Source organism: Lysinibacillus sp. FJAT-14222 (assembly GCF_001278875.1).
In the GTDB taxonomy this organism is placed as follows: Bacteria; Bacillota; Bacilli; order Bacillales_A; family Planococcaceae; genus Lysinibacillus; species Lysinibacillus agricola.
In genome coordinates, this window is the sequence record NZ_LIYL01000058.1 from 1 (window position 1) to 21,917 (window position 21,917).

The window sequence follows — 21,917 nt, forward strand, 5'->3', positions numbered from 1 at the left end:
AAAAGAGAATCCCACAGAAAAGCTGATAGGTCAGTTTTTCTGTGGGATTTTGTATATGTTGATGAATAATCTAGGTTCTCTTTTATATGGTTAATGTTTTGTTATTCCAATGACAACTTTTATTTTTTCAATATAAAAGATGCTTATTATACACCAGGTTTATGGGATACAGAAGGTTTTTCGTTCTTTTTTTCTTTTGTATTTGAGACCCCCTTTGCCATCATGCGTTTTATCCCACCTTGGCTATTTTTAGCAACTTTCGGTATGTACGTAGTGATGTATTTCCGTTATCGCAAATCCATTCCCAGTTTATACAATAAACAACAAGGAACCACTTATGGAGTTACCCCCCTCTTCATTTGAGCGCCAAATCGTTTGGCAATAGAAGCTAAATATGACTGAACAACATCTAATTTAAAATCATTTTATACGATTTTATCTAGGCATCCAAAAATCCCCTTTAAGTAAATGTTAACTACAGATTACTGTAGCTCTTTTAACATTTTCTACTTAAAGGGGATACTATCAAAAGTGCTCCTATTATATATATTCTCAGGTTCTTATCTAATGCGTGAGCAATCGAATCGTTTTTGTACGACTAATTGGAACTGCTGAATCGTGCTCGACGACGACAACAGTTGAAAATTTATTATAATAATGGTCATCATGTGCCTTAGGAGATAAAATAATAAGCTTGCGTTGTAATTCGTTTACATATAAATCAAACACTTTTTCTTTCCGCTCCTCATCTAATGCACTATCAAACTCATCTAGGACGATGAAGCTCGGTGAAGTATTTAAATTTTGTAGCAAAGCTAGTGCAAATAATAGTGAGCTTAATGATTCTTCTCCGCCTGACACACCTTTTCCAAGCTTACCATGTCTGGCCTTTGTGCCAACATCTTCTAAACGGCCACTATGACCTATTTTCCGTGCTTTAATATACAATTTAAAAATCGTACGACCTTTTTTATCTTCAAAACGTTCATATTCAATTTTTCCTTCAAATTGGAATTCATCCATATATTTCGAAAATAAATTATTAATTTTAAGAACATTCATATTGATGGTCGTTTCAAGACGATTCTCATTTTCTAATGCTCGATTTCTGTGGATTTCTAAGTATTCCTGTGTTTGATCTACTGTCTCTTTTTTTATGTCAAAGTCATCTTTTACCGCAATATAATTACGCTCCGCCTCTGGATTCACTTTTTCAGCTCGCGCATTCTCAAAGTTGATACGGGCTGTGGTATTATCATTTTTCAGCTTTGTCACAGTGCTATTTATTACTAGAGGCACTTCTTGTACTTCAGCAAAAATATCTGGAATAATTGTTGCTAGCTCTTCCAAACAAAGTTGTTCTTGCAAAATAGAGGCCTCTGCCACTTCGAATTCTTCCTGATATTTGACAAGCATCTTTTTCGTACCTTGCACATCATTTTCCGCATCTGTTAAATCACGCTTAAGCGATCGAATATCACTTTCCTTCTGTCTACAAACATCATGAAGCTTGTAGCTCTCTTCCTTCAATTGGTTAACTGTGCTATTTGATTCATCAATAGTACGATTCATTTCTGTTAACTCTGATTTCGTTTTAGCAAGCTGTTCTTGCACTTTCTTTAAAGCCCCAAGCTGTTCATAAATACCTAGCTCGGCTTTTAGTTTTTCTAATTCAAATTGGATGGCTATTTTTTTCTCTTGCTCGTTTTGTAGAGCTGTTGTCATCTGGATTTCTTGCTTCTGAAGCGCTACAAACTGCTCGTCCAGCTTTGCTTTGTACTGTAGCTTATGATGCTTAAATTCGGCATCTACAACACTTGCTTCTGCCTTCTGCACATCCTTAATAATACTATTTAGCTTTTGCAAGTTGAGTTGATTTTCTTTAAATTGTGTTGTCGCTGCTGTTAACTGCACTTCAAGCTGCGTTCTTTGCTTGCGCATTTTGTGTAACTGCTCTGTCAGCATTTTATCATTTAAAATAACTGTATTTTTTTCTTGTGCACCTCGATAGCCACTCTCGTCTACTAATAAATCGCCTTCGATTTTAGGTGCTTGCATGTCGAAAAATTGCTGCACCCACCATAATGCTTTTACGGCAAAATTTTGTTCTGTTTCCGATAATCCTTGTCGAACAACTAATTTTTGCGCTGGTAAACTAGTGGTGAAGCGCTCTGGTACAATTGAACGCAATGACACATGATACACATCATTGAACGCTACTTTCACTTTTGCATCATAGAAAATGGTATATTTAATTGAATTTAAACGATTTTCATGCTCTATTGTGGCACCTTCTGCTAACGTCACTAAGTCTCGGAATGTATAAGCCGGGATATCTCGTTGCTTGAATTGTTGTAAGCCCGCTAATTGACGAGCAGAATATATTTGATTGTTTTCACGTTGGGTAATTTCAATTGTTGTATTTTCAAGTGCCTGCTCTAACGAAACTTTTTTCTTATAATAATCCTGAATTTGCTGTTCAAGATGTGTAATTTTTTGTTGTACTTGGTGAGCACTCGTATGCTCTGCTAGGAGTGCGATTGCTTCCTGTTCCGCTTTTTCGATTTCCTCTAGCTCCCATTTAAGGGTTAAACGATTTTCATTAAGCTCATCCTTTTGCACAGTCAAATTTATTAATTGCTGCTGTAATTGTTTATATTGCCGTTCAATTATAGCTAGTTTTTGCTGTGCATCATTGAAATTCGCTTTTGTTACATCCTCTGTAAAACGAAGCTGTTTACGCTGTTCTTCTGTATGAACAAGCTGCGCCTTTAATTCCTGCTCTGTCGCAATCAGAGTCTCTCGTTTCTTGAATAACTGCTCAAGCAATGTTGACTTTGAACGCTTTTCCTCGTCCATTTTCAGTTGCTTTTTATGAAGCTCTTGTAATAGGAGCTTTGCTTTTTCGATTTGTTTCTTTATTTGTATTATTTTTTCTTCTGTATCTTGATGAATGTCTGTGTGCTTCTTTTGTTTTTCTTTAAGTTCTTGCTTTTGATTGTTGTATAATTGGACTAGTGTCATGGTATAGAGGATATGTGCTTTTCCTGCATCATATAAACGAGCCTTATTATTTTTCAAACGATCAAATTCTTCTTTTGCTAATTTCAAATTAAATTCAGCCTGCTTAACAACTGTCTTTGCAGCTGCCAATTCTTGTTCCAACTCTTTAACACCTTCAATTGCCGTTTCCCACGATTGCTGAATTTCAGTAATATTATGCATTTCACTAAATCGACGAAAACGCTCTTCGGGCGCCATCACAGCAAACTGATTCACTTCTTGCTGATACCAAATTAAATAAAATAAATCTGAATCAATTTTATATTTAAACTGTAAATCTTCTTTATATGTTGTAAAATTACGTTGGTTTACATCACCTGAACGATAAATATCACTGACCGTCAATGCATCCTCTGTTTCTCCTGTTAGGACTTGATATTCACGCTGTAATGCGCCTCGATTTGCATCCTGCTCAATCACTAAACGAAATGAAACAAAAGGTGCTGCGTCAATCCGAGAAGGCCCTTCATTTTTAAAGGTTAGCTCCGCCATCGCTTTCCATTTTTGATTACTTGGTAAATTATTAGAACGCAAGCCCTCTAAATCGATTTTTGACGAATATAGTACCGCTCCCATGCAAAATGAAATAGTTGATTTTCCTGTTCCATTTGGTCCGGTGATTAGAATATGATCATCAGCTTCACCAAACACGATGCGCGTCGGTTTATAGTCACGTATACCACTAAACTGCAGACGATAGGGAATCATAGTGCATCCTCCCGAATATACAGATTATAGCGTTTGAAAAATTTCAATACTTCTTCTTTATTCAACTGAGTGGATTGAGCAAATTCGGCTGTTCTTCGTAAAAACGAGTCGGAAAATATATGAACACCAATCGCTGTTAACGAGTAAGCTTTTTCATTTTTTGAAATTTCATTTTCTTCTACTGCACCGATTTTTTTCAGTTGGTCGATATTTTTCAGTAATTTAGCACTCGCATTTAACAGCTCATGTCCAAAATCTGTTAATATTTGCTGTACTAATGTATATTCATGATTTAGTACTTCCTGCTGATAAAACATATACAGTAAAATGGCAAGTGCCTCTTTGCTTAATGTCGACTTTGCATCCTTTGCAGAAACTCGCATCATAACGATCACACGTGTTCTTTTTTCATCATAAATTACACGAAAATAGCGATGCACTGCTGCATTTACACGTTCAATAAAAGAATAGAAAGCCTTGTCATCATTTTTTATGTTTAATAGCTTTTCCAGATCCTTGCGTCTTAAACCATAATTACTGCCTAGTACACTTGCAGAGGATGAAAATAATAACTGCATGAATGCTAGCTCTTCCTCCGCCGATAAGTAGGCACGTAAATTACTCATTGTCGCGAGTTGTGCGTTTATGTCGTTGTAATGTAAATCGTCTGTCGTCATCTTCTACCCACTCCCATCGTTTATCGAATTGTTTTGTGTCCAATACTTCCTTCATATTTACCTTTTGCTTACTCGTTAAAGCTGATACAGCTAGAAGGGAACGAATTGCATCTCCCCATTCCGCAGAGCTTGATTCAATCATCACTTCCTCTAGCTCACTTTCACCGTGTACGTCTAAGTAATGTTCGATGATATCCGTATTAATAACTGCCTTCGTCATTTGCCAAGCTGCATCATCAAACAATTGTTGAACAGATTCACCTTCAACAATTGTTTCTTCAAAATCGATTTCCGCCTCAGTCTCAATTGGATCATTCACTTTTGGTTCATAGGTTTCTAAATAGTGAATAGCATCATCAATATCTTGCCCACCTATTGGAGCAGCAAATTTAATTGGCATCCAAATACCGTCAAGTTCCTCGTCCTCATACTGTGCCTGTTCCATAAAACTAAATAAATCATACGCATTTGGGATATTTGAATCGATTGGTGGGTTATACATATTTACTATAAATGTACGTATCTTTTCTGGTGAAATCGAATCAGAGAGAGGCGTATCCTGCATCGTTACAAAGCGAATATATTTCGTAAGCATTCCTAGACTAAGCGCTGTTCCCTTTGATAAAACAGCTGTCCCACGTTGTACTAATTCACTCATTACTAAGCTCTCTTCTACTGTTCGGAACTGACTAAGTCGCTCTTGCATTTTTATTTCAAGTTCCTGCATTAGCTGATGGATAATTTCAAGCTGTGGCAAAGCATTTCGATCTGCAAAAAATTCTAATTGACGAAGTTCCAGTTTTTGAATAGCATCTTCAACATTGTGAATCATAGATGCAATTTTATTGCCTCCTGAAATGCCATTATCATCATAGGCTGCACTGAGCTCCGCATCTCGTCGTGCTTGGAAGAGTGAACGCCCAATATCATCCTGTAAATAATAAGCTAATGAATCGTTCGCAAGTCGAATAAGTGCATCCATCATCCGTTTACCACGGTCTAATAATTTTATTTGACGCGTTTGCTTTGTGAGCCAGCTATTACGTGACAAAATGTAAATTAAGTGTTCAAGTTGTTTAATGGTTGGTGGGGCATCATCAATATATGTATTGCGATAGCGATAATACAGCATTTCTGTATCCTCAATCACGCCTGCTAACCCTAAAGACTCTTCATATAAAAGCTGAATCGTATTCAGAAACCGTAAAATTTCAAGTGGTGATTCATAAATTTGCTGGCTCCCTAACTCGTTTAATACTCCAGCCAATGATGCAATATCACGCATTGATGTTTTAAGCTCAGCTGTGTTTGATTCAACATTAAAAATAGAGATTGGCGCACGCTTTACTGTATCCATTTCATCCATTGTTCTACATCTCCTAATTGCTGCTCTTGTTCGTGCTCAGCTATTTCAAGTTCGCCAAGTAGCCATTTTTTATAGGCTTCGATATCAGAAAAAGTCCGATTGTCCCTAGCAATGATTTTATACGGTGTATTAATCATTTGTACTGCATGCTTAGCTATTGTTAAGCCTGCAACATCAAAATCTGTCCAAATAATTACTGTTTGTGTGGTGACTAGTTGACGAATCAACATTTTATGCGCAGATCTTATTTGACCATCTAAGCATAAAATAAAGGCATTTGTACACTGTAAAAAGCTAGTTTCCTTCGCCATTCGTGTGAGGATTGCCCTATTTTCAACAAGCCAAATAATACTAGCCTCCGTTTTATATGTATCCTTTAAAATAGCATCATCGGTTAATGCATGAATAACACCTTGTTGATATTGGCTAAATGTCCCCGTTAACTCACCTGCAAAAAAGACTGGTGTAATTTTCCCTAAACTAATTAAACCGCAATCGCTTGTTTGAATAGAGAAAACACGTTCTAGCTCTTCAATAAATTCTTTTTGCTCACGGTCGAAAACTTTTGAGCCACCAATCTTATCAAAAAGCGTTGCACCTATTTCTTTAAAATCAAACAGTACGCCTTTATTTGCCAATTGGAAAAAGCCGATTGAAAAATGTAAAAAACGTAATCGTTTTTCAATCGACCAATGGGACAATAACTGTGTCGTATGTGTTAATTTTTCAATGGGCATTGCTACAAGTTCATTTAATTGTTGTACAACTTGTTGAAGTTCTTCTATTGGCTGTATGTCCGCACTTTTTTGTAACTGCAATGCATAATTTTCTAACTTTTGCGTCTGCTGCTCGTTCTGTGCATCAAAATAGTACTTTAAACTTGGTCCAATCCGGTAATGGATTGCTTTTGCGGTACGTCCATCTTGCGCGAAAACAATTTCCTCTATAATCCAGCCTTCCGTAATCCAGCTCTGAATTGTAGAAAAATCTTCTGACAGTTTCCGCTTTGCATTTTTTGTGAATTTATAGTTCAATAGCCCTTGCGGCGGCATTGTTTTTGTTAGTTGACCAACCTTTAAAAACGATACATTGCGGTATGTTCGTGCAGTTTGTTTCGCTACCGTATACTGCTTAATTGTATCGGTAATATATTTTGGAGGTACTTCAAGGTGCTCCCTATTTTTGACAAAATTAGAAGCCAAAAATTGTTCTATCATACTACCACACCCTTTCTCCCTCCATTATACAAAACTTGTTTTTTGAATGCAGTATATATACTTTACCTATATAAGGAAGTAAGGGTTACACCTCATCTAAATAATCTGCTAAAACGTATCATAAAAAAACTACATCATCCATCAGGCAATCTGATTTCTGACGTAGTCTTTTTCTTTTTAAGCTTCCTCTGTATTTTTCCCAGTACCCCCGATTACTTCAGGGGTCCCATCCACTGTGTCTTCCTGCACATTTTCAGCGGCAGGAGGTGTAATCGTCACCAATGTATAGTCATCTTCCTGTAATATTTCAAAGGAAAACTTTTCGCGAATATCTCCTACATAAAGTGATGTCCCGATGGCTACATCAGTCACATCCACCTCTATTGTTTCAGGGATTTCAGATGGATTTACTTTTATTCGAACTTCACGATTAGGCTGTAATAGGAATCCACCATCGGCAACTCCAATAGCATTACCACTAACCGTTACTGGAATATCGACCTCTAGTTCCTCTGACATATTAATGGATTTAAAATCTACATGCTTAACATTGCCCTTTAGCGCACAGCGTTGTACTTCTGTTAGTACTGCGTTTATCCGCTTACCGTCAACATCTAATTGAAAAACACTTTTATGACCGAATTCAGATAACATTTTTGCAAATTGTCTGGCATTTAGTGATACCGCCGTTGACTCCATTTGATAGCCATAAACGACGCCTGGTATAGCACCCTTCTGTCTGAGTTGAGTTAATGATGAATGACGCCCTTTATCGCGTTTTTTTACAGTTAAAACAGTATTCATCGTATTTTCCCCTTTCATGGAAACTAGTCTCATAAAAGGTTTTGCCCGTTCTATAAATTTTTATACATTTTATTAAAATACTGATCTCCGGCTACATCTTTTGTTTCTTCATTAAATGTGGGTTGAAGCACAATGTGGAGCTTTCTCAATATGTACATAGTTGGTTGGCTCTTAATAGGCATGTGCCTGCATTGGAATGGCCAATGATATGCCTATCAATCCTGCCGATACAGCCTTTGAGATTTTCCCCTTCCTCTCGTTTCTCCCTTCTTAACTAAGTTAAATATCGTATTTTTAGAGAATTGTTCTATCTAAAAACTACACTTCAGCCTGTTCTGGCTTACGAACAGGCTGAAGTGTAGTTCTGACATGCACTTATAGGATTGCAATTTTATTATCTAACAACAAATGTAAATCATGAAGCTTTTTAATTTCATATTGTGGTTGAATATCGCTTGTATTTTCAATATCACGTATATTAAACCAGCATGTATCAATTCCGGCTTGTAGTCCGCCTTTTACATCCGATGTCAAGGAATCCCCAATAATTATAGTTTTATCTTTATTTATATCATCGATACGTTCAAAAACATAGTCGAAAAAGGCTGGCATTGGTTTTTGATAGCCTGTTTGTTCTGAGATAAAAATGCCTTTAAAAAATGGAGCTAGATTTGCGTCCTCTAGTCGTTTATTTTGAGTCATTGTTTTACCATTTGACACGACATATAAATCATAATTATCGGCAAGCTGTTCGATTACTTCGTAGGCACCATCAACATAATGATGTGCTTCCTTCAAATATTTTTGAAAGACTGCTTCCAAGTACTCCCCATCTACATCTAAGCCGAATTCCTTTAACGCAACCGAAAATCGAGTGTTATGTAATGTATTTTTAGACACCTCGCCACGTTCAAAAGCACGCCACATTGACTCATTGATCTCTTTATAACGCGCAATCATCGTTGGAGTTGTTGCAATATTTTCCTGTTTAAATAAACGGTCAAGTGCTGCATTTTCTGCTAAATCAAAATCTAATAATGTGTCATCCACGTCAAACAATAATGTTTCATACTTAGTCATGTCATTCCCTACTTTCTCTGGTGCTGTTTTACCATTTTGCTCCTTCTATCATAACGTTTTTTTTAAAAAATGACAGTAAATATACCTATTTCTCCAGTTTACAGAATTTTGGGAAATGTCTTACGAAGAAAGTTGTTAAATATATTTCCTTAATTGGGTAATAAAAATGATCATCTGACCTAAAAATAGCCCTTTCGACAATTTCATATTTGAAATTATTAGCGAATATGAGACAATAGAATGCTAGAAAGGAAGATGTACGAAATATGACGACCTTACAAAAAATTACGCCTGTCTTGGATCCATGGGAAGCGTACTTAGATGTTGAACAACATGGGCATATGACACTATCCAATATTGAATTTACAACAACAACACTTTGTAATATGCGCTGTGCTCACTGCGCAGTAGGTTATACATTGCAAAATAAAGACCCTGAAGCATTACCAATCGACTTGTTAACGAAGCGTTTAGATGAAATTCCACACCTTAAAACAATCTCGATTACTGGCGGAGAACGCCCCATTATAGAAGATATAACTTCATTTAAGTCATCTGAAGCGCCGTCATTACTAGCCTTGCCACCTTTAATGTCGGATAACCCAACTTTAAGCATCATACGAATGTCCCCGCCTTTATTAATATAAATATCTGAGAATAGATTGTTCAGCATTTGCTTCTTCACACCTATCGGAGCACTGTCAAATGCATGTCCAAACTTAACTGCCAATCCCATGAATTCCTCAAGGTTAAAAGAGTTGTCTTGATCTTGAATAGATTTTTCTTCTAATGTTGAATAAAATTCTTTCATATCATTCAATTCATGTAAGATATCTTTTTGTTTTTTTAAATAAACAATTTGTAAATCTAAGTCGTCATCTAATTCGGATACAAGCTCAGTAATGTTATCTAACTTTGTTTGTAGTTTATCGATATCCTTTTTTACTTTGTCTGCCTCTGATGAATAAGTGAACTTATCAGCTTCTAATTTCAGTTTAATTGTTTCTATCATATCTGGTTTAATCAAATGTTGAATTTTTTCTTTAGCTATATCGACAACAATTTTCTCTAATACTTCCTTTCTGTATAAAGTATTGTGTTGGCAATTATCTTTTTTTGATGAACGTTTATTTCGGCAAGTGTAATAGGAAAACTGTTTTTTAGCATTTTTAGGTTGAGATGTAATAACAGTCATTCGCTCTCCACATTCAGAACAATATACTAACCCTGATAATAGAAATTGAGTATTTAATGTCACCCTTTCACTTACGCCTGATTTTCTTTTTTCATAGGCACTATTAATCTTCTTCTGTTTCTCTTCTGTGCGACAAACTTCAATTAATTCAGACCTCTCAATTACACGATCTAAATCTGGATTCATTTTACTCTCATACGAAAAATGACCTGTGTAAATTGGATTAAATAATATCGTATGAATATTTTTATGATTCCATTCTTCAACGGTAGATTCTTCTATTCGTATTGGCTTCAATATCGGTTCTTTTAGTTGTTCTTTGCCTCTTATTTTTCCACCATTAAGATATTTTGCAATTGAGAGCATTCCAATTCCTTCTAAATATAGTTCTTCTACTAATTCAATTACTTTTTTTGCTCTTGGTAATAATTCTAATTTATATTGTCCTTTACCAAATGTATATCCAATTGGCGCACTTCCACCTGTAAATTCACCTTTTTTAGCTTTCATTAACATGGTATCTGACACACGAGTTGCAGTTGTAGCACTTTCCATTTCTGCAACCATAGACATGACAACTTCCATCATTTTAGATGCTCCTGCGAATTTAAACGCCTCTAAGTCTACTTGTTGTTCACCAGATGCAGAAAGATAGATTTCCACGTTGTAATCTGCTAAAAATTGAAGGAATCCTATATACTCCATTGTGTTACGAAACATTCTATCTCGCTTATAAGCAATGACATAATTAACTTTTCCATCTCTTATATCTTGCATTAACTCTTGAATAATATTTCGATTTTCAATCCTTACCTTCCTAGCAGATACTCCCTCTTCAATATAAGGTTTATATATCAAACCTTTAATTTGTTTTGCGTGATTGTTTGCAAGATCCATTTGCATCTCTAGTGAGTCACCTTCTTCAACTTGCATATCAGTAGATACTCGAATTAGTACGCCAATTGATATTGTATTTTGTTCGATGACATCAGTATTCTTTGATGTTTTGTTGTATTTATTTTTAGTTGAAAATAAACTCATTAATAGACGACCTCCATATTTATATTTTCTATAACCATTGATTATATTTTATAACAACTAGCAAAAAAATCAAGAAATGACCGAAGTATCTCTTGATTTTTTCTATATTAATTTCTATATGTATTATTTTTAAAGTAAGATACGAATAAATCTATGATATTATCTTCTAATTGCTCTCTATTTTTTTTAGCCTCATCACTATAATCAAACTCAACAGCTTTGACAGAAGGAATACTTCGTACCTTTAAGTCATCAAAATTTTTCATTTTCCCCATTAAAATCATCCTTTCTTACATAATCAATAAATTCAAACTTCAATCCATTTTCTTCGTGTTCTTCTTTATGTATTATTTTAAATTGTTGCTTAACTTGTTCATAAGGAAAGTACCTGTCTCCCTTTTTATTATCATGAATATATGTAATATAAACTTTATCTGAGAATGGTAACGCTTGTTCAAACAGTTTTTCTCCACCACAAATCCATAAATCCTTGTCTTGGCTTCCACTATGTAGATAATGATTCAATACTTTATCAAATGACGATTCTACAATAACATCTTTAGGTGCTTTAAACTTCTTATTTGAAGTTAAAACGACATTGATACGTTTATCTAGAGATTTATCTAATTCTAAAAATGTATTTTTGCCCATCAAGCAAATATTAGGATGTGCATTGTTGCCAGTTGTAAGTTTTCGAAAACGATCCATATCTTTTTTAATTCTATGTAGTAAATGTCCATTCTTACCTATAGAGTTCGTTTTATTAATTGCTGCTATGATATTGATTACCATGAAATCCTCCTGCTTTTCATTGACTTAATACGTGACTTGATAGTAAAATCAAGATGTGACTAAACCGAATTTACCTGATTCACTTCTAAGTCACGTATGAGTGAGTGTCTTATAGGCATCTCACTTTTTTTATTTACCTTTCTTGGCATGAATTATTTTCTTGTTATCATATACAGTAACCACTTCCCATCCATCAGATTCTAATTGCTCTACCTCACTGTAGTCTTTGTAATTGTAGTAGATATGTTTTTCTTTTGTTGACAATGAAGACACTATTACTGCAAAAACTAATATTCCTATACCTATGCATATATTTATTTTTGAATTAGTATAATTTTTAAAATAAACACTCACTGGAATTATTATCATTAATAATAAAACTGCTACTACAACTGTCCATAAGTAAGAATTGACTGTCCATTCATTAATTATCAATTAACACTACTTCCTTTTTTGTTTGTATAATCACACAGCTAATTCAAATTTAAGTTGTGGCAAGATTGGGTTATAATCAATCAACTCAAAATCCTTTTCTGAAATGTCATAAAAATTAGTACCGTCATGGACATTTAGAATTAACTTAGGTTGAGATTGAACTTCTCTAGATTTTAATTCTTCTACTCGCTTTAACATTTCTATAGCGTTATCAGAGTGATTGTCGTAGACATGGAGGTTTTGAGTTAGCATATTAAACTTACCAACTTTCATTGAAGTGTGTTTAGCTATCATCATTTGAAACGCTAAATATTGCATCCTATTTATGTGTCCTGCTGTTAGGTAATCACTGCTACGAGATGTTAATGTCATATCTAAAAAGAAATCATCTTTTACTTTTCTTACTGTAAACATAGTTTGGTAGCAACATGGGTTCAAGCCATCTGATTCCTTAAAATCCTCATTCTGCCACATTGATAAGATATGTCTACGACCAAACTTGTTATTCATTAAACCGTCTAATAAATTGTTCATTAAGTCATGTTTCTTTACAGTTGCACCATATCTAATACCGATTGAATCGTCTCCGATATCAAAATCATTCCACCAGTTAATATTGTAATTGTCACGTAGAAGCTTCAAATCGTTACTTTGCTCCTTATAAATCCATTCAATTTCCCTAATGGCACTTTTAATTGCAATTGGACGTAATTCTGTAATAGGAGTCTCACCTTTTGAAATATCATATGTTTCAAATACTGGACTGATAAATGCGCTATATGCAGGAGTTCCATCTTTCCATTTTGGTCTAGGATTATCATCCATACATCCTTCATTAGCCAATCTAGTTAAGTTTTCAATCAGATACTTTTCTGCTTTATTTAATTCTGTCAACCTAAACTCTCCTTATGTATAAAAATTAATGAGAGCAGAAATAAATCCACTCCCATATTAAGTTATGTATTTTATTTATTAAAAAGCTTCTTCATAACTTTTTTAAACTTACCCTTCTTTTTAGGTTGCTCTACTACTAATTCAGTTTCATCTACTTCAATCTTTCCTTCATTGTTATTATTTGAGTCAGTTTTATCAATCTCAACTAGACGTTCTTGAACATGTTCTTTATAAGAATCAATAAATTCATCTGCAATCTTTTCTTCAACTTTCTTATCAAACTTTACAAATTTATTATTAAATCGCTCATTACCTAATCCATAAAAATCCTCAAATGATACTGCACCATTTCCATTATATTGAGGTACAAATTGTACTCCGTTTTGCTTAGCTTCTAACTTGCGTTCTTTACGTGATTTCATCATAAGATCATACTCCTTTAATTATGTATTTTTTATTTCAATTTACTTGCATCAAAATATTTCCATTTCATATTACTCAACATTAAATCTAATGTATATTTTGCCTCATCTTCATTCATGTTTGAATTGGCTTTCGTCCATGTATTCACTAGCAAACTATCATCTGTTTGATGTAATATAGCCATCTTACGAACCATGAGCAATTCTTCATCTGTTAGATTTAGGTCAGTGTCATTTTTAGTTGAATCAATTAGTTTTACTGCAATACTTTTAATCGTGTTTTCTTCTGAATGAGTAAACTCATATCCCATAGTATTAACTCCTTTTTCAAGTTTAAATAGTATCCATGATTTATTGAAGGTTATTTATCACTTTCCACTACTACCTAATGCACCCGTACCTCGTTCAGATGGAATGCTCAACAATTCCTCATAAGTAATTACCTCTTCTTTAACTTCTGGAACAATTTCAACTGCCATTTGGCATACTGCTTTAGTAATTGGATATTTAACTTCTGTATCAGTTTCAACTTTATCTTCTACTAACTTAGAAATTACAATATTTTTATTAGTTGTATTTTGTAGCTTCAGGAATACTTCTCCTCGATAACCACTATCAACCTGACCGCATCGAGGTACTAAACCAATTGATCCTGTTGAACCACGTTCACGTTTAAAGTCTAGTCGGTATTTGTAGCTTACTGCTGTTGCGATTCCTGTATTAAATGTAACAATTTCATGTGGCTTAATTACTACTTCATCTTCATTGAATAATACATAGATGTCATAACATCCATCTTCCTTTCGTTTTGTTGGGATAACTGCATCTTCTTTAACCTTTGCGAAAAATAACGTGTCGTTTGAATTCATATTGTAACTTCTCCTTTGTTTATGTATTTATTAAACTACGCTTCACAAGCAGTACATAATTTATCTTTACTAAATTGTTGTGCAGCATTTGTACTATGTTGGTAATATAAAGTTTTAATTTTATTTTTCCATGCGAAAATGTGTAAATCATTGATTTCCTTAGCTGACATTTTTGGATTAACCATGATATTCAATGATTGACTTTGATCGATATACTGTTGACGTAATGCAGCTTGTTCTAAAACTACATACTGGTCAATTTCACTAAACGTCTTAAATACTTCTTTTTCATGGTCAGATAAGAAATTCAAATGTTGTACCGAACCATCATTGTTTCGAATACTAATCCATGTTTCTCGGTCATCTTTATTGTAAGACTCTAAGACTTTCTTTAAGTACGGATTACGAATAGTCACCTTTGCTTTTGCTACATCTTTTACATAAATATTAGACCATACAGGCTCAATCGACTGACTTACTTGTCCCAAGATAAACGCTGAACTTGTAGTGGGTGCAATCGCTAATAGCGTAGAGTTGCGACGACCATAACCTTTCAAAATTTCTGGCTCTCCAAATAATTTAGCTAATTCTTTTGAAGCTTTCAGTGATTTCTTTTGTAAAATACGAGCAATACGAACATTCAATTGAGATGCTTCAACACTTTCAAATGGAATCATGTTAGATTGTAAATATGAATGATAACCAAGTGTACCAAGTCCTAAGGCTCTGTTATCTTTAGCAAAGTTATATGCTCTCTCCATATATGTAAATGCATTACGTTTTTCAGCATCTTCTGAGTCTCGCATTACCTCTAAGTCACTAATAAATTCTGAAATGACTGCATCTAAGAAATAAGTCATTGTTTCGACTGCGTCAGTATCTTTCCATTCATCAAAATATAGTAGATTCATGGAAGATAAGCAACATACGAATGACCAATTATCATTATTTGGTAAGCTAATTTCTGAACATAGATTCGAGTGATTGATTCTTAAGCCTTTATCTCTATATACATCTACTGTATGGTTATTTACTGTATCTGTAAAGAAAATATATGGATAGCCTTTTTCAACGCGACTCTGGATAACCTTAGCCCATAGTGAACGTTTTTCAGTATCCCCTGCAATCATTTCTTTCATCCACTTATCAGTAGCAGTTACTCCATGAGTTAATTTTTGAATAGGATCTCCTTCTGATCCAATTTTTAAAAATTCCTCGCTATCATGGTGTTCAATAGGTAAATATGGAGAAAATGCTCCTCTGCGAATATTTCCTTGACTGGCAACGTCAATTAGAGTTTCAAACATCTTCATAAAGTGAACTGATCCTGAAGATTCGCCATTATCAGAGATAGCAGCACCTCGATGTCGGAGATTCCCAAAGTAACCAGAAGTACCTCCACCAAATTTACTCATCATTCCTACTTCTCCGTGTGTATATAAAATGTTAGCCATATTATCATCGATATTACTTCCGAAACAGCTAATACTTAAGCCTTTTGATGTTCCAAAGTTAGACCACACTGGAGATGAAAGCGAATAGTAACCTTTAGATAAATAGTCATAGAATTTATCGGAAAACCCTTTAATTCCTAAAATTTTCTCTGCATGTTTTGAAATGTCTTTCAATCGTTGCTCAGGAGTTACACCTTCGGGTAAGTATCCGCCCTCTAAAAATTTTCTACTATTTTCGTTTAACCATTTAAATGACATTAACATTTCCCCTTATTAAGTAAAAGTATATTAGCAGTTTTACAACATGCTTAGGTTATGAATTACGCTTATATCAGAATAAATCTGAACTTGTAATACTTCTAGTACGCTTTGTATAGTTTACTGAGCGTTTATCAAAGAAATCTACATGTTTAGTTCCGATAATTTCATCATCAAACCAGTCAGTTTGTTCTACTAATTCCATGTCTACATCGAACAACGGTTCAAAGCCAGTACTCTTCAACGAGTTATTTAATCTATTTTTAATGAATTCTTTAACGACGTTCTTAGGTAAGAAGTCTAAATCTCCATCTTCGTAAATCCAATCGATTACCTTCATCTCTGATTCGAATGTTTTCTTACAAGCTTCATAAACTTTAGCTGTCATATCTTCATTGAACCATTTTGGATTTTCATTTCGAATAATATCTACTAACTCAATTCCGAACAATCCATGCAATTGTTCTTCTTTCGACGTTGCCTCGATTGCATTAGACATACCTTTAAACATGTTTTTATGCTTATTAAAGGACATAATAACTAGGAATTGAGAGAACAGGGATACATGCTCAATGAACAGTGAGAATAAGATTAAAGATAATGTAAAATCTTTATTGCTTTCTGATTTAGTATATTTAACTGCTTGTGTTAGACTATTTACTCGATTCGCTAATGCAGGAATATCTTGAATTCGTTCGAACTCACTATTTAAACCTAGAATTTCAAGTAGATGTGAATAAGCGTCACTATGTCTTACTTCAGATTCTCCAAATATAGCTCCAACAGCACCAACTTCAGGTTTAGGCATTCGATTATGTAAATCTCCCCAGAAGTTTTTTACAGCTACTTCTACTTGAGAAATTGCCAACATTGCATTTTTGATTACGTTTCGTTCTTTATCACTAATATTAACCTTATAATCGTGAATATCTGATGTGTAATTAAATTCAGTATGTAGCCAATATGAATGTTGTACAGCCTCTTTATATGCATTTAACTGAGGATACTCATATGGCTTCAAGTTTAATCGTTGTTTGAAAATATCAGGTTTTCGTTCCTGTGATCGCTTTTCACGGTAAAGGATATACGCTTTAGCTGTTATTTTATACTCGGAATTAAGAAGAATCATTTCTACAATATCTTGCACATATTCAACTGACAATTCATTTTCTCCATCATTTGATTTACTCAATGCTTCTAATACATCTTGAGCAAGTGCCTCTGACTCTTCACTGTCAAACTCTCCTGTTTCCCTCCCTGCTTTGCTAATTGCATTAGTAACCTTCTCTAGTTTAAATTCGACTATTGAGTTATCTCTCTTCTTAATTGTTTTTGATAATGCCAAATTATTTCCTCCTTGTTTATGTATCTGATTGATTCACTTTAATTGAAATTTTTATTCTTCTTCAAGGAGTTCTTTGATAACTTCAATTGGCTGAATTCCATTTAGTTTTACTTGTCCTTCATCACTGTCTATTAGGATTACTGGTACGCTTGATAAACCATACTTCTCAATCGCCTCTGCATCTTTAGCAATGTCTATTGTATCGAATGGAATGCCCTCTCCTTCTAAGATGATTTGCATTTTATTGCAATCTGGACACATTGGTGTTGAACGTTTAATTAATGTTAACTTATTTTTCAAAATACCATCCTCTTTCCATATTCAATATTTTTATTATTTATGTATTTATTTTATTAATAGGTAAGTAGAATATGCTCAACAATTTCCTTAGTTGTCATCTTACCTGTATCAAATCGTACTACTTCTAAATCTTTAACTTTACTTAACGATTGCTCATACTTACCTTTAGCATATTTCAATTTATCTAATGTTACATAATCATCACCGCGATAATTGAATCGTTGCTCTAATACTTCATCATCAGCATATAAATAGATGATTGTTGCTTTATTTTTCATTTCTTTTTCTATGTATCTTCGTTGTTCATCTGATAACATTGCAAAATCGTCATACATTTCTGCGTAAACTTCATTGCAAAAAGTGAACCTATCAAATATTACATTATCCATCTTAGTAAACTCTAAAAACTTATTAAACAGTTCATCTTGAGTACACTGCGAGTGAGAAAAACTTGATCCTTTCATTACTTTAAACTCTGTAATGTCAGATAACATTTCAACTAAACTAGTCTTTCCACTACAATCTGTACCAACTACAATATAATTTATAATTACCACCACAATCATTATGTATTTTTATATGTATTATTGTTTCCATAATTTAAATCACTTAATTCTCTAGGTTTATATTTCTTATTTGAGCTGCTATTAATTATCTTTCTTACTTCACCCAAAGCAGTACTTAAAGTTGAAACTGATACCTTATCTTTAGTCAAATCATTTGTCAATTTTACTATTTCATATAAATTCTTAGCTTGTCTTCGTTCGTTACGAACAATATGTAATTTTCGATATGCTGTATATCCTTGATTTGCAGGTAATTTAACAAATTCAATGTGATGCAATAAATCTTCTTGTTCTCTATCCTTACAACTAATTACTTTTGATAAGCTTGCTACTTCTCTAGGTAACTTTTCTAAAAAGTTCCTTACAAATGTTAAGTCTTTTTCAAATTATTTAATGTCTTCCAATTCAATCACCTAGCTCTCGCTTAAGGTACTCTTCAAATGTAATTCCTTCCTTCTCGCGTACCTTGCTATTAACAAATTTGCAACCATAATATTCTAATGTTGAATCGCTGATCTTCATACTCTCATCTCCTTTACTTATTTATAATCTAATTATAACATCACATTTCCGAATTACAAGTATTTTTATGTATTTTATTATTTAATTTTAATAACCATCTGTATAACTTACTTCAAAGTATAATCCATATTCATCTTCACCGTAAATGAATTGTAAATCTGGATACTTTCTTATTTTATTTGAAATGTAGTCTTTTGTATATAAGAATAACCATTCTAAATATTTGATCTCAAATACACTACAGTAAATCTTATGGTATAGTTCTAACTCATATTTAAATGATTCATCTCGTAGAGTATTTGCATTCATGTAATACCTAATTGCTGTCTTATTGTTATAGGTAAATTCATCTTTAATATGATGGTATAGGTATTTATAAAATGGCTTTTTAAGTACCATATCTCTAATTTTCTATTTAAACTTTCTAATTCGCTTATTCCACTTTATCTTATTTCTAAATGTCATCTTGTCACCTTCTTTAGAATTGAGCAGAGAAAGAAATATCAATCTCCACTCAATTATTATGTATTATTTTAATTTAAAACTGTAACTAATAGTTTTTGTCTGCCTAAATTTCTTGCTTTAGACAATGAGTCTACATAAACGTCTAAATGTCCGTTTACAATTGCTCCACCTCGATCTTCACACACTCTATATCCAAATCCTTCAATATGTATTTTAGTTCCAAATGGAATTGACTTGGGACATGCAGCTGTTCGTCCTTCATAAACTGTAGTTCCACTTGCGGTTAAGCCGTAATCTTTGTCACCTCTAGCCTTTCCTGTCGATTCCACTCCTGCTGTATAGAAGGTTACATCATAATAAGATTTGCTATTTGCATTTTCACTACTGCCTCTACTAATAATCTGTTGTTGTTTTCCTGTCTCTATCTGTTGCTGTTTCTTTCTTACCTCTACTTGCGCTACTCGTACTTGTTCAGCTTTTTTAGCTTCTTCTATTCTCTTGGCTTCAGCTAATTGTCTTTCCCTTTCAATCCTAGCCAATCGTTCTTGTTCAAGTTTAACCTGTCTTTCTTGTTCTAATTTCTCTAAGCGTTGACGTTCTAACTCCTCTAACTTTTTTCTTTCCTCCTCTTTCAAACGCTCATATTCCTTATGGAATGATTCAACTTGATAAACGATTGAATTCTTTTTAATTTCCTCCATACGTTTAATAGCATTTGATGATTCTGATGTACCTCCTTTATTATCATCTTCTATATCATGTGATAAAAACCAAGCCCATGCTATTGTACATGTGATAATAGTTGGTACTTTTAAAGATTTAGTTAGTTTGTTCATTTGTTCGCTTATTCTCTACAAAACTTGTCTCATTTGAAGCTCTTAACGACAATCAAATATTGTGCGCTTCTCTTGCAGAAATAAACTCCCTACCTTTCGTTTTATGTATTTTTTTATTATCTACTTTACCTTGTCATAAATTGTAATATGTGATTTACCATCTACAACTTTAGATGAAATGATATATCCACTTTTCAATAACACATTTTGAGTATTTTCAGCATCATATTCATCATTAATCTCTAATGTAAAGCATCCTAATTCGTCTTCAATTGCTTGTTCTAAAGTGTTGTAGCATACTTTTCTATCCTCAATTTTAATTACATCACCATTTTCAGATAGATAAAACCCATTATTATAAAGTTGCTTTATAAATGATTGCGTATACTCATTATCTGAACCGAAGATAACCTTTGAAGGTGTATCCGACTTAAAGCGTGAATATAGTTGCTCTGAAATATTTTCATCATATGTATAATACTTTACTGAAACGTTCTTAATTTCTACTTTTACATAAGACAGATCATCTGCTGTTAAAATGTTCATTATTGTCATATAATCACTCCTTATCGTCCAATGTTTCAATTTCTTTCTGTAAACGAATAGTTTTATTGTGATAATACTTTTCTAATTCTCCAAAGAGTAATCCTATTGCAGAGAAGAAAAAAGTTATCCCATATATTGCAAATTCGTATCTTGGAATATTTTCACCTTTAATAAATACATTAAACAACTCAATAGGTACGGTTACAGTACAACTTGCAAAAATAATTACCCAAAATATATTCCATTTTTTATTATATTTCATAAAACCACTCCTTATTTTATGTATTATCTTAAATAATAAATGGTTTTTATTTAAGGTGATTATCCGATGCTGCAAGATAATTTAACCTTACGGTAAGCATCCTTGATCCGTTGTAATAATCGAACACTACTTTCCAATGTTTTATAATCTCCATCTTTTAAGCTTTCTTTGATTCTATCTTCAAGTAAACTTTCTATACGAGACAGTTCTGATCCTTCTTTACTTGTTATATAGAAACCCTCATTGTTGATACTTCTAATTGTTGATAAAATATAATCAATTTCCTTATTCGTAGTTCCAGTGTCTACTTTCGTTAGTAATTGTAATGGAATAGAGGAAATATTAAATTCTTTTTTAACCTTAACAGGATTTTCACTTTCAAATTTAGAGATGAATTGTCCAATAATAGTTATTGGAGATTCTTCAGGCGATAATCTCTTTACCAATGCTTTTACTGCTCCAAACAGTTGTACTTCTAATAATGAATTAAATGTATATTCATAAATCTCATCATAAGCAAACTCGTCATTCTTGCTATCTTTTAAAACAACTCTAAGTTTGAAGTCTGCCCCAGTTATTTCTGCTTCATATCTACTGCTACTGACTTGATATAATTTTTCACGAGGTACATTCAATTTCACTTGATTTATCACTTCTTGAATCACTTTCGAATTTTCTGCAATTACTAAAATGTTTTTCATTATAAATTACCATCCTTTTTAATTTTGGCGAATAGTAGAATCAAGTTGAACACTTTAGAAAAATAAAAACATCGTACGCGAAATCGTGTATTATTGAGG

The 21,917-nt window shown here is 33.4% G+C and carries 24 protein-coding genes and 1 pseudogene; 1 reads left to right on the plus strand and 24 read right to left on the minus strand.

Features of this window, described 5'->3' with window-relative positions; all coding sequences use genetic code 11:
• Nucleotides 1-564: 564 nt before the first annotated feature.
• The 6 genes from AN161_RS23560 to AN161_RS23585 form a co-directional block, all read right to left on the minus strand.
• Entirely contained in the window at nt 565-3,771 is a 3,207-nt protein-coding gene (locus AN161_RS23560; RefSeq protein ID WP_053596752.1) for an AAA family ATPase, read from the minus strand.
• Nucleotides 3,768-4,448 (minus strand): hypothetical protein, encoded by a 681-nt coding sequence (locus tag AN161_RS23565; RefSeq protein WP_053596753.1) that lies wholly within the window; start codon nt 4,446-4,448, stop codon nt 3,768-3,770. Before AN161_RS23565 ends, AN161_RS23560 begins: the two co-directional genes overlap by 4 nt.
• Nucleotides 4,390-5,814 (minus strand): hypothetical protein, encoded by a 1,425-nt coding sequence (locus AN161_RS23570; RefSeq protein WP_241774633.1) that lies wholly within the window; start codon nt 5,812-5,814, stop codon nt 4,390-4,392. Before AN161_RS23570 ends, AN161_RS23565 begins: the two co-directional genes overlap by 59 nt.
• A complete protein-coding gene (locus AN161_RS23575; RefSeq protein WP_053596754.1) occupies nt 5,793-7,031 on the minus strand; it encodes a DUF2399 domain-containing protein in 1,239 nt (412 codons plus the stop codon). Before AN161_RS23575 ends, AN161_RS23570 begins: the two co-directional genes overlap by 22 nt.
• A gap of 177 nt (nt 7,032-7,208) precedes the next feature.
• Nucleotides 7,209-7,835, minus strand: a complete 627-nt coding sequence (locus AN161_RS23580) for a 50S ribosomal protein L25/general stress protein Ctc (RefSeq protein WP_053596755.1) — start codon at nt 7,833-7,835, stop codon at nt 7,209-7,211.
• A 375-nt stretch (nt 7,836-8,210) separates the two neighbouring features.
• Nucleotides 8,211-8,915, minus strand: coding sequence for a YjjG family noncanonical pyrimidine nucleotidase (locus AN161_RS23585; protein WP_053596756.1), 705 nt, complete (start codon nt 8,913-8,915; stop codon nt 8,211-8,213).
• Between the two features lie 266 nt (nt 8,916-9,181).
• On the opposite strand from AN161_RS23585, the pseudogene AN161_RS30805 reads away from it, so the two are divergent.
• Nucleotides 9,182-9,433: pseudogene (locus AN161_RS30805) on the plus strand (radical SAM/CxCxxxxC motif protein YfkAB); the annotation flags it as partial.
• On the opposite strand, the gene AN161_RS23590 reads toward AN161_RS30805, so the two are convergent.
• The 18 genes from AN161_RS23590 to AN161_RS23670 all read right to left on the minus strand — a co-directional run bounded on the left by AN161_RS23590 (nt 9,328) and on the right by AN161_RS23670 (nt 21,818).
• A complete protein-coding gene (locus AN161_RS23590; protein ID WP_053596757.1) occupies nt 9,328-11,151 on the minus strand; it encodes a recombinase family protein in 1,824 nt (607 codons plus the stop codon). The pseudogene AN161_RS30805 and the gene AN161_RS23590 sit on opposite strands and share 106 nt — an antisense overlap.
• Nucleotides 11,152-11,258: 107 nt before the next feature.
• Nucleotides 11,259-11,426 carry a hypothetical protein gene (locus AN161_RS29955; RefSeq protein ID WP_158003092.1) on the minus strand — a complete coding sequence of 56 codons (168 nt, stop codon included), beginning with the start codon at nt 11,424-11,426 and terminating at the stop codon, nt 11,259-11,261.
• On the minus strand, nt 11,404-11,943 hold the full coding sequence (locus tag AN161_RS23595; protein WP_053596758.1) for a dihydrofolate reductase: 540 nt from the start codon (nt 11,941-11,943) through the stop codon (nt 11,404-11,406). Before AN161_RS23595 ends, AN161_RS29955 begins: the two co-directional genes overlap by 23 nt.
• Before the next feature lie 129 nt (nt 11,944-12,072).
• The gene (locus tag AN161_RS23600; RefSeq protein ID WP_053596759.1) at nt 12,073-12,378 is read right to left on the minus strand and encodes a hypothetical protein; all 306 of its coding nucleotides are present in this window, start codon (nt 12,376-12,378) and stop codon (nt 12,073-12,075) included.
• A 30-nt stretch (nt 12,379-12,408) separates the two neighbouring features.
• Nucleotides 12,409-13,272 (minus strand): thymidylate synthase, encoded by an 864-nt coding sequence (locus tag AN161_RS23605; RefSeq protein WP_075807337.1) that lies wholly within the window; start codon nt 13,270-13,272, stop codon nt 12,409-12,411.
• A gap of 71 nt (nt 13,273-13,343) precedes the next feature.
• Entirely contained in the window at nt 13,344-13,697 is a 354-nt protein-coding gene (locus tag AN161_RS23610) for a hypothetical protein (RefSeq protein WP_053596760.1), read from the minus strand.
• A gap of 29 nt (nt 13,698-13,726) precedes the next feature.
• On the minus strand, nt 13,727-14,005 hold the full coding sequence (locus tag AN161_RS23615) for a hypothetical protein (protein ID WP_053596761.1): 279 nt from the start codon (nt 14,003-14,005) through the stop codon (nt 13,727-13,729).
• A 57-nt stretch (nt 14,006-14,062) separates the two neighbouring features.
• Nucleotides 14,063-14,563 carry a hypothetical protein gene (locus tag AN161_RS23620; protein ID WP_053596762.1) on the minus strand — a complete coding sequence of 167 codons (501 nt, stop codon included), beginning with the start codon at nt 14,561-14,563 and terminating at the stop codon, nt 14,063-14,065.
• A 35-nt stretch (nt 14,564-14,598) separates the two neighbouring features.
• Nucleotides 14,599-16,275 carry a ribonucleoside-diphosphate reductase subunit alpha gene (locus tag AN161_RS23625; protein WP_198926937.1) on the minus strand — a complete coding sequence of 559 codons (1,677 nt, stop codon included), beginning with the start codon at nt 16,273-16,275 and terminating at the stop codon, nt 14,599-14,601.
• 73 nt (nt 16,276-16,348) lie between these two features.
• Entirely contained in the window at nt 16,349-17,620 is a 1,272-nt protein-coding gene (locus tag AN161_RS23630; RefSeq protein ID WP_053596764.1) for a ribonucleotide-diphosphate reductase subunit beta, read from the minus strand.
• A gap of 51 nt (nt 17,621-17,671) precedes the next feature.
• Complete coding sequence (locus tag AN161_RS23635; RefSeq protein ID WP_053596765.1) at nt 17,672-17,920, minus strand: glutaredoxin domain-containing protein; 249 nt, start codon at nt 17,918-17,920, stop codon at nt 17,672-17,674.
• Between the two features lie 53 nt (nt 17,921-17,973).
• On the minus strand, nt 17,974-18,309 hold the full coding sequence (locus AN161_RS23640; RefSeq protein ID WP_158003093.1) for a deoxynucleoside kinase: 336 nt from the start codon (nt 18,307-18,309) through the stop codon (nt 17,974-17,976).
• A gap of 176 nt (nt 18,310-18,485) precedes the next feature.
• A complete protein-coding gene (locus AN161_RS23645) occupies nt 18,486-18,764 on the minus strand; it encodes a hypothetical protein (RefSeq protein ID WP_053596767.1) in 279 nt (92 codons plus the stop codon).
• 331 nt (nt 18,765-19,095) lie between these two features.
• Nucleotides 19,096-19,317, minus strand: coding sequence for a hypothetical protein (locus tag AN161_RS23650; RefSeq protein WP_143115052.1), 222 nt, complete (start codon nt 19,315-19,317; stop codon nt 19,096-19,098).
• A gap of 224 nt (nt 19,318-19,541) precedes the next feature.
• Nucleotides 19,542-20,309 carry a 3D domain-containing protein gene (locus AN161_RS23655; RefSeq protein WP_053596769.1) on the minus strand — a complete coding sequence of 256 codons (768 nt, stop codon included), beginning with the start codon at nt 20,307-20,309 and terminating at the stop codon, nt 19,542-19,544.
• Between the two features lie 120 nt (nt 20,310-20,429).
• Complete coding sequence (locus tag AN161_RS23660) at nt 20,430-20,864, minus strand: hypothetical protein (protein ID WP_053596770.1); 435 nt, start codon at nt 20,862-20,864, stop codon at nt 20,430-20,432.
• Between the two features lie 4 nt (nt 20,865-20,868).
• Nucleotides 20,869-21,117, minus strand: a complete 249-nt coding sequence (locus AN161_RS23665) for a hypothetical protein (RefSeq protein WP_053596771.1) — start codon at nt 21,115-21,117, stop codon at nt 20,869-20,871.
• Nucleotides 21,118-21,176: 59 nt separating this feature from the next.
• The gene (locus AN161_RS23670) at nt 21,177-21,818 is read right to left on the minus strand and encodes a hypothetical protein (protein WP_053596772.1); all 642 of its coding nucleotides are present in this window, start codon (nt 21,816-21,818) and stop codon (nt 21,177-21,179) included.
• Nucleotides 21,819-21,917 lie beyond the last annotated feature (99 nt).

Bases quoted from the DNA above. Each gene is read 5' to 3' on its own strand.
- AN161_RS23590 (WP_053596757.1), bottom strand. From the start codon at position 11,151: ATGAGTTTATTTTCAACTAAAAATAAATACAACAAAACATCAAAGAAT.
- AN161_RS23615 (WP_053596761.1), bottom strand. From the start codon at position 14,005: ATGGGATATGAGTTTACTCATTCAGAAGAAAACACGATTAAAAGTATT.
- AN161_RS23670 (WP_053596772.1), bottom strand. From the start codon at position 21,818: ATGAAAAACATTTTAGTAATTGCAGAAAATTCGAAAGTGATTCAAGAA.
- AN161_RS23665 (WP_053596771.1), bottom strand. From the start codon at position 21,117: ATGAAATATAATAAAAAATGGAATATATTTTGGGTAATTATTTTTGCA.
- AN161_RS23640 (WP_158003093.1), bottom strand. From the start codon at position 18,309: ATGGATAATGTAATATTTGATAGGTTCACTTTTTGCAATGAAGTTTAC.
- AN161_RS23570 (WP_241774633.1), bottom strand. From the start codon at position 5,814: ATGGATGAAATGGATACAGTAAAGCGTGCGCCAATCTCTATTTTTAAT.
- AN161_RS29955 (WP_158003092.1), bottom strand. From the start codon at position 11,426: ATGGGGAAAATGAAAAATTTTGATGACTTAAAGGTACGAAGTATTCCT.
- AN161_RS23650 (WP_143115052.1), bottom strand. From the start codon at position 19,317: ATGAATGCAAATACTCTACGAGATGAATCATTTAAATATGAGTTAGAA.
- AN161_RS23580 (WP_053596755.1), bottom strand. From the start codon at position 7,835: ATGAATACTGTTTTAACTGTAAAAAAACGCGATAAAGGGCGTCATTCA.
- AN161_RS23625 (WP_198926937.1), bottom strand. From the start codon at position 16,275: ATGTCATTTAAATGGTTAAACGAAAATAGTAGAAAATTTTTAGAGGGC.
- AN161_RS23595 (WP_053596758.1), bottom strand. From the start codon at position 11,943: ATGGTAATCAATATCATAGCAGCAATTAATAAAACGAACTCTATAGGT.
- AN161_RS23620 (WP_053596762.1), bottom strand. From the start codon at position 14,563: ATGAATTCAAACGACACGTTATTTTTCGCAAAGGTTAAAGAAGATGCA.
- AN161_RS23610 (WP_053596760.1), bottom strand. From the start codon at position 13,697: ATGATGAAATCACGTAAAGAACGCAAGTTAGAAGCTAAGCAAAACGGA.
- AN161_RS23560 (WP_053596752.1), bottom strand. From the start codon at position 3,771: ATGATTCCCTATCGTCTGCAGTTTAGTGGTATACGTGACTATAAACCG.
- AN161_RS23655 (WP_053596769.1), bottom strand. From the start codon at position 20,309: ATGAACAAACTAACTAAATCTTTAAAAGTACCAACTATTATCACATGT.
- AN161_RS23585 (WP_053596756.1), bottom strand. From the start codon at position 8,915: ATGACTAAGTATGAAACATTATTGTTTGACGTGGATGACACATTATTA.
- AN161_RS23565 (WP_053596753.1), bottom strand. From the start codon at position 4,448: ATGACGACAGACGATTTACATTACAACGACATAAACGCACAACTCGCG.
- AN161_RS23660 (WP_053596770.1), bottom strand. From the start codon at position 20,864: ATGACAATAATGAACATTTTAACAGCAGATGATCTGTCTTATGTAAAA.
- AN161_RS23575 (WP_053596754.1), bottom strand. From the start codon at position 7,031: ATGATAGAACAATTTTTGGCTTCTAATTTTGTCAAAAATAGGGAGCAC.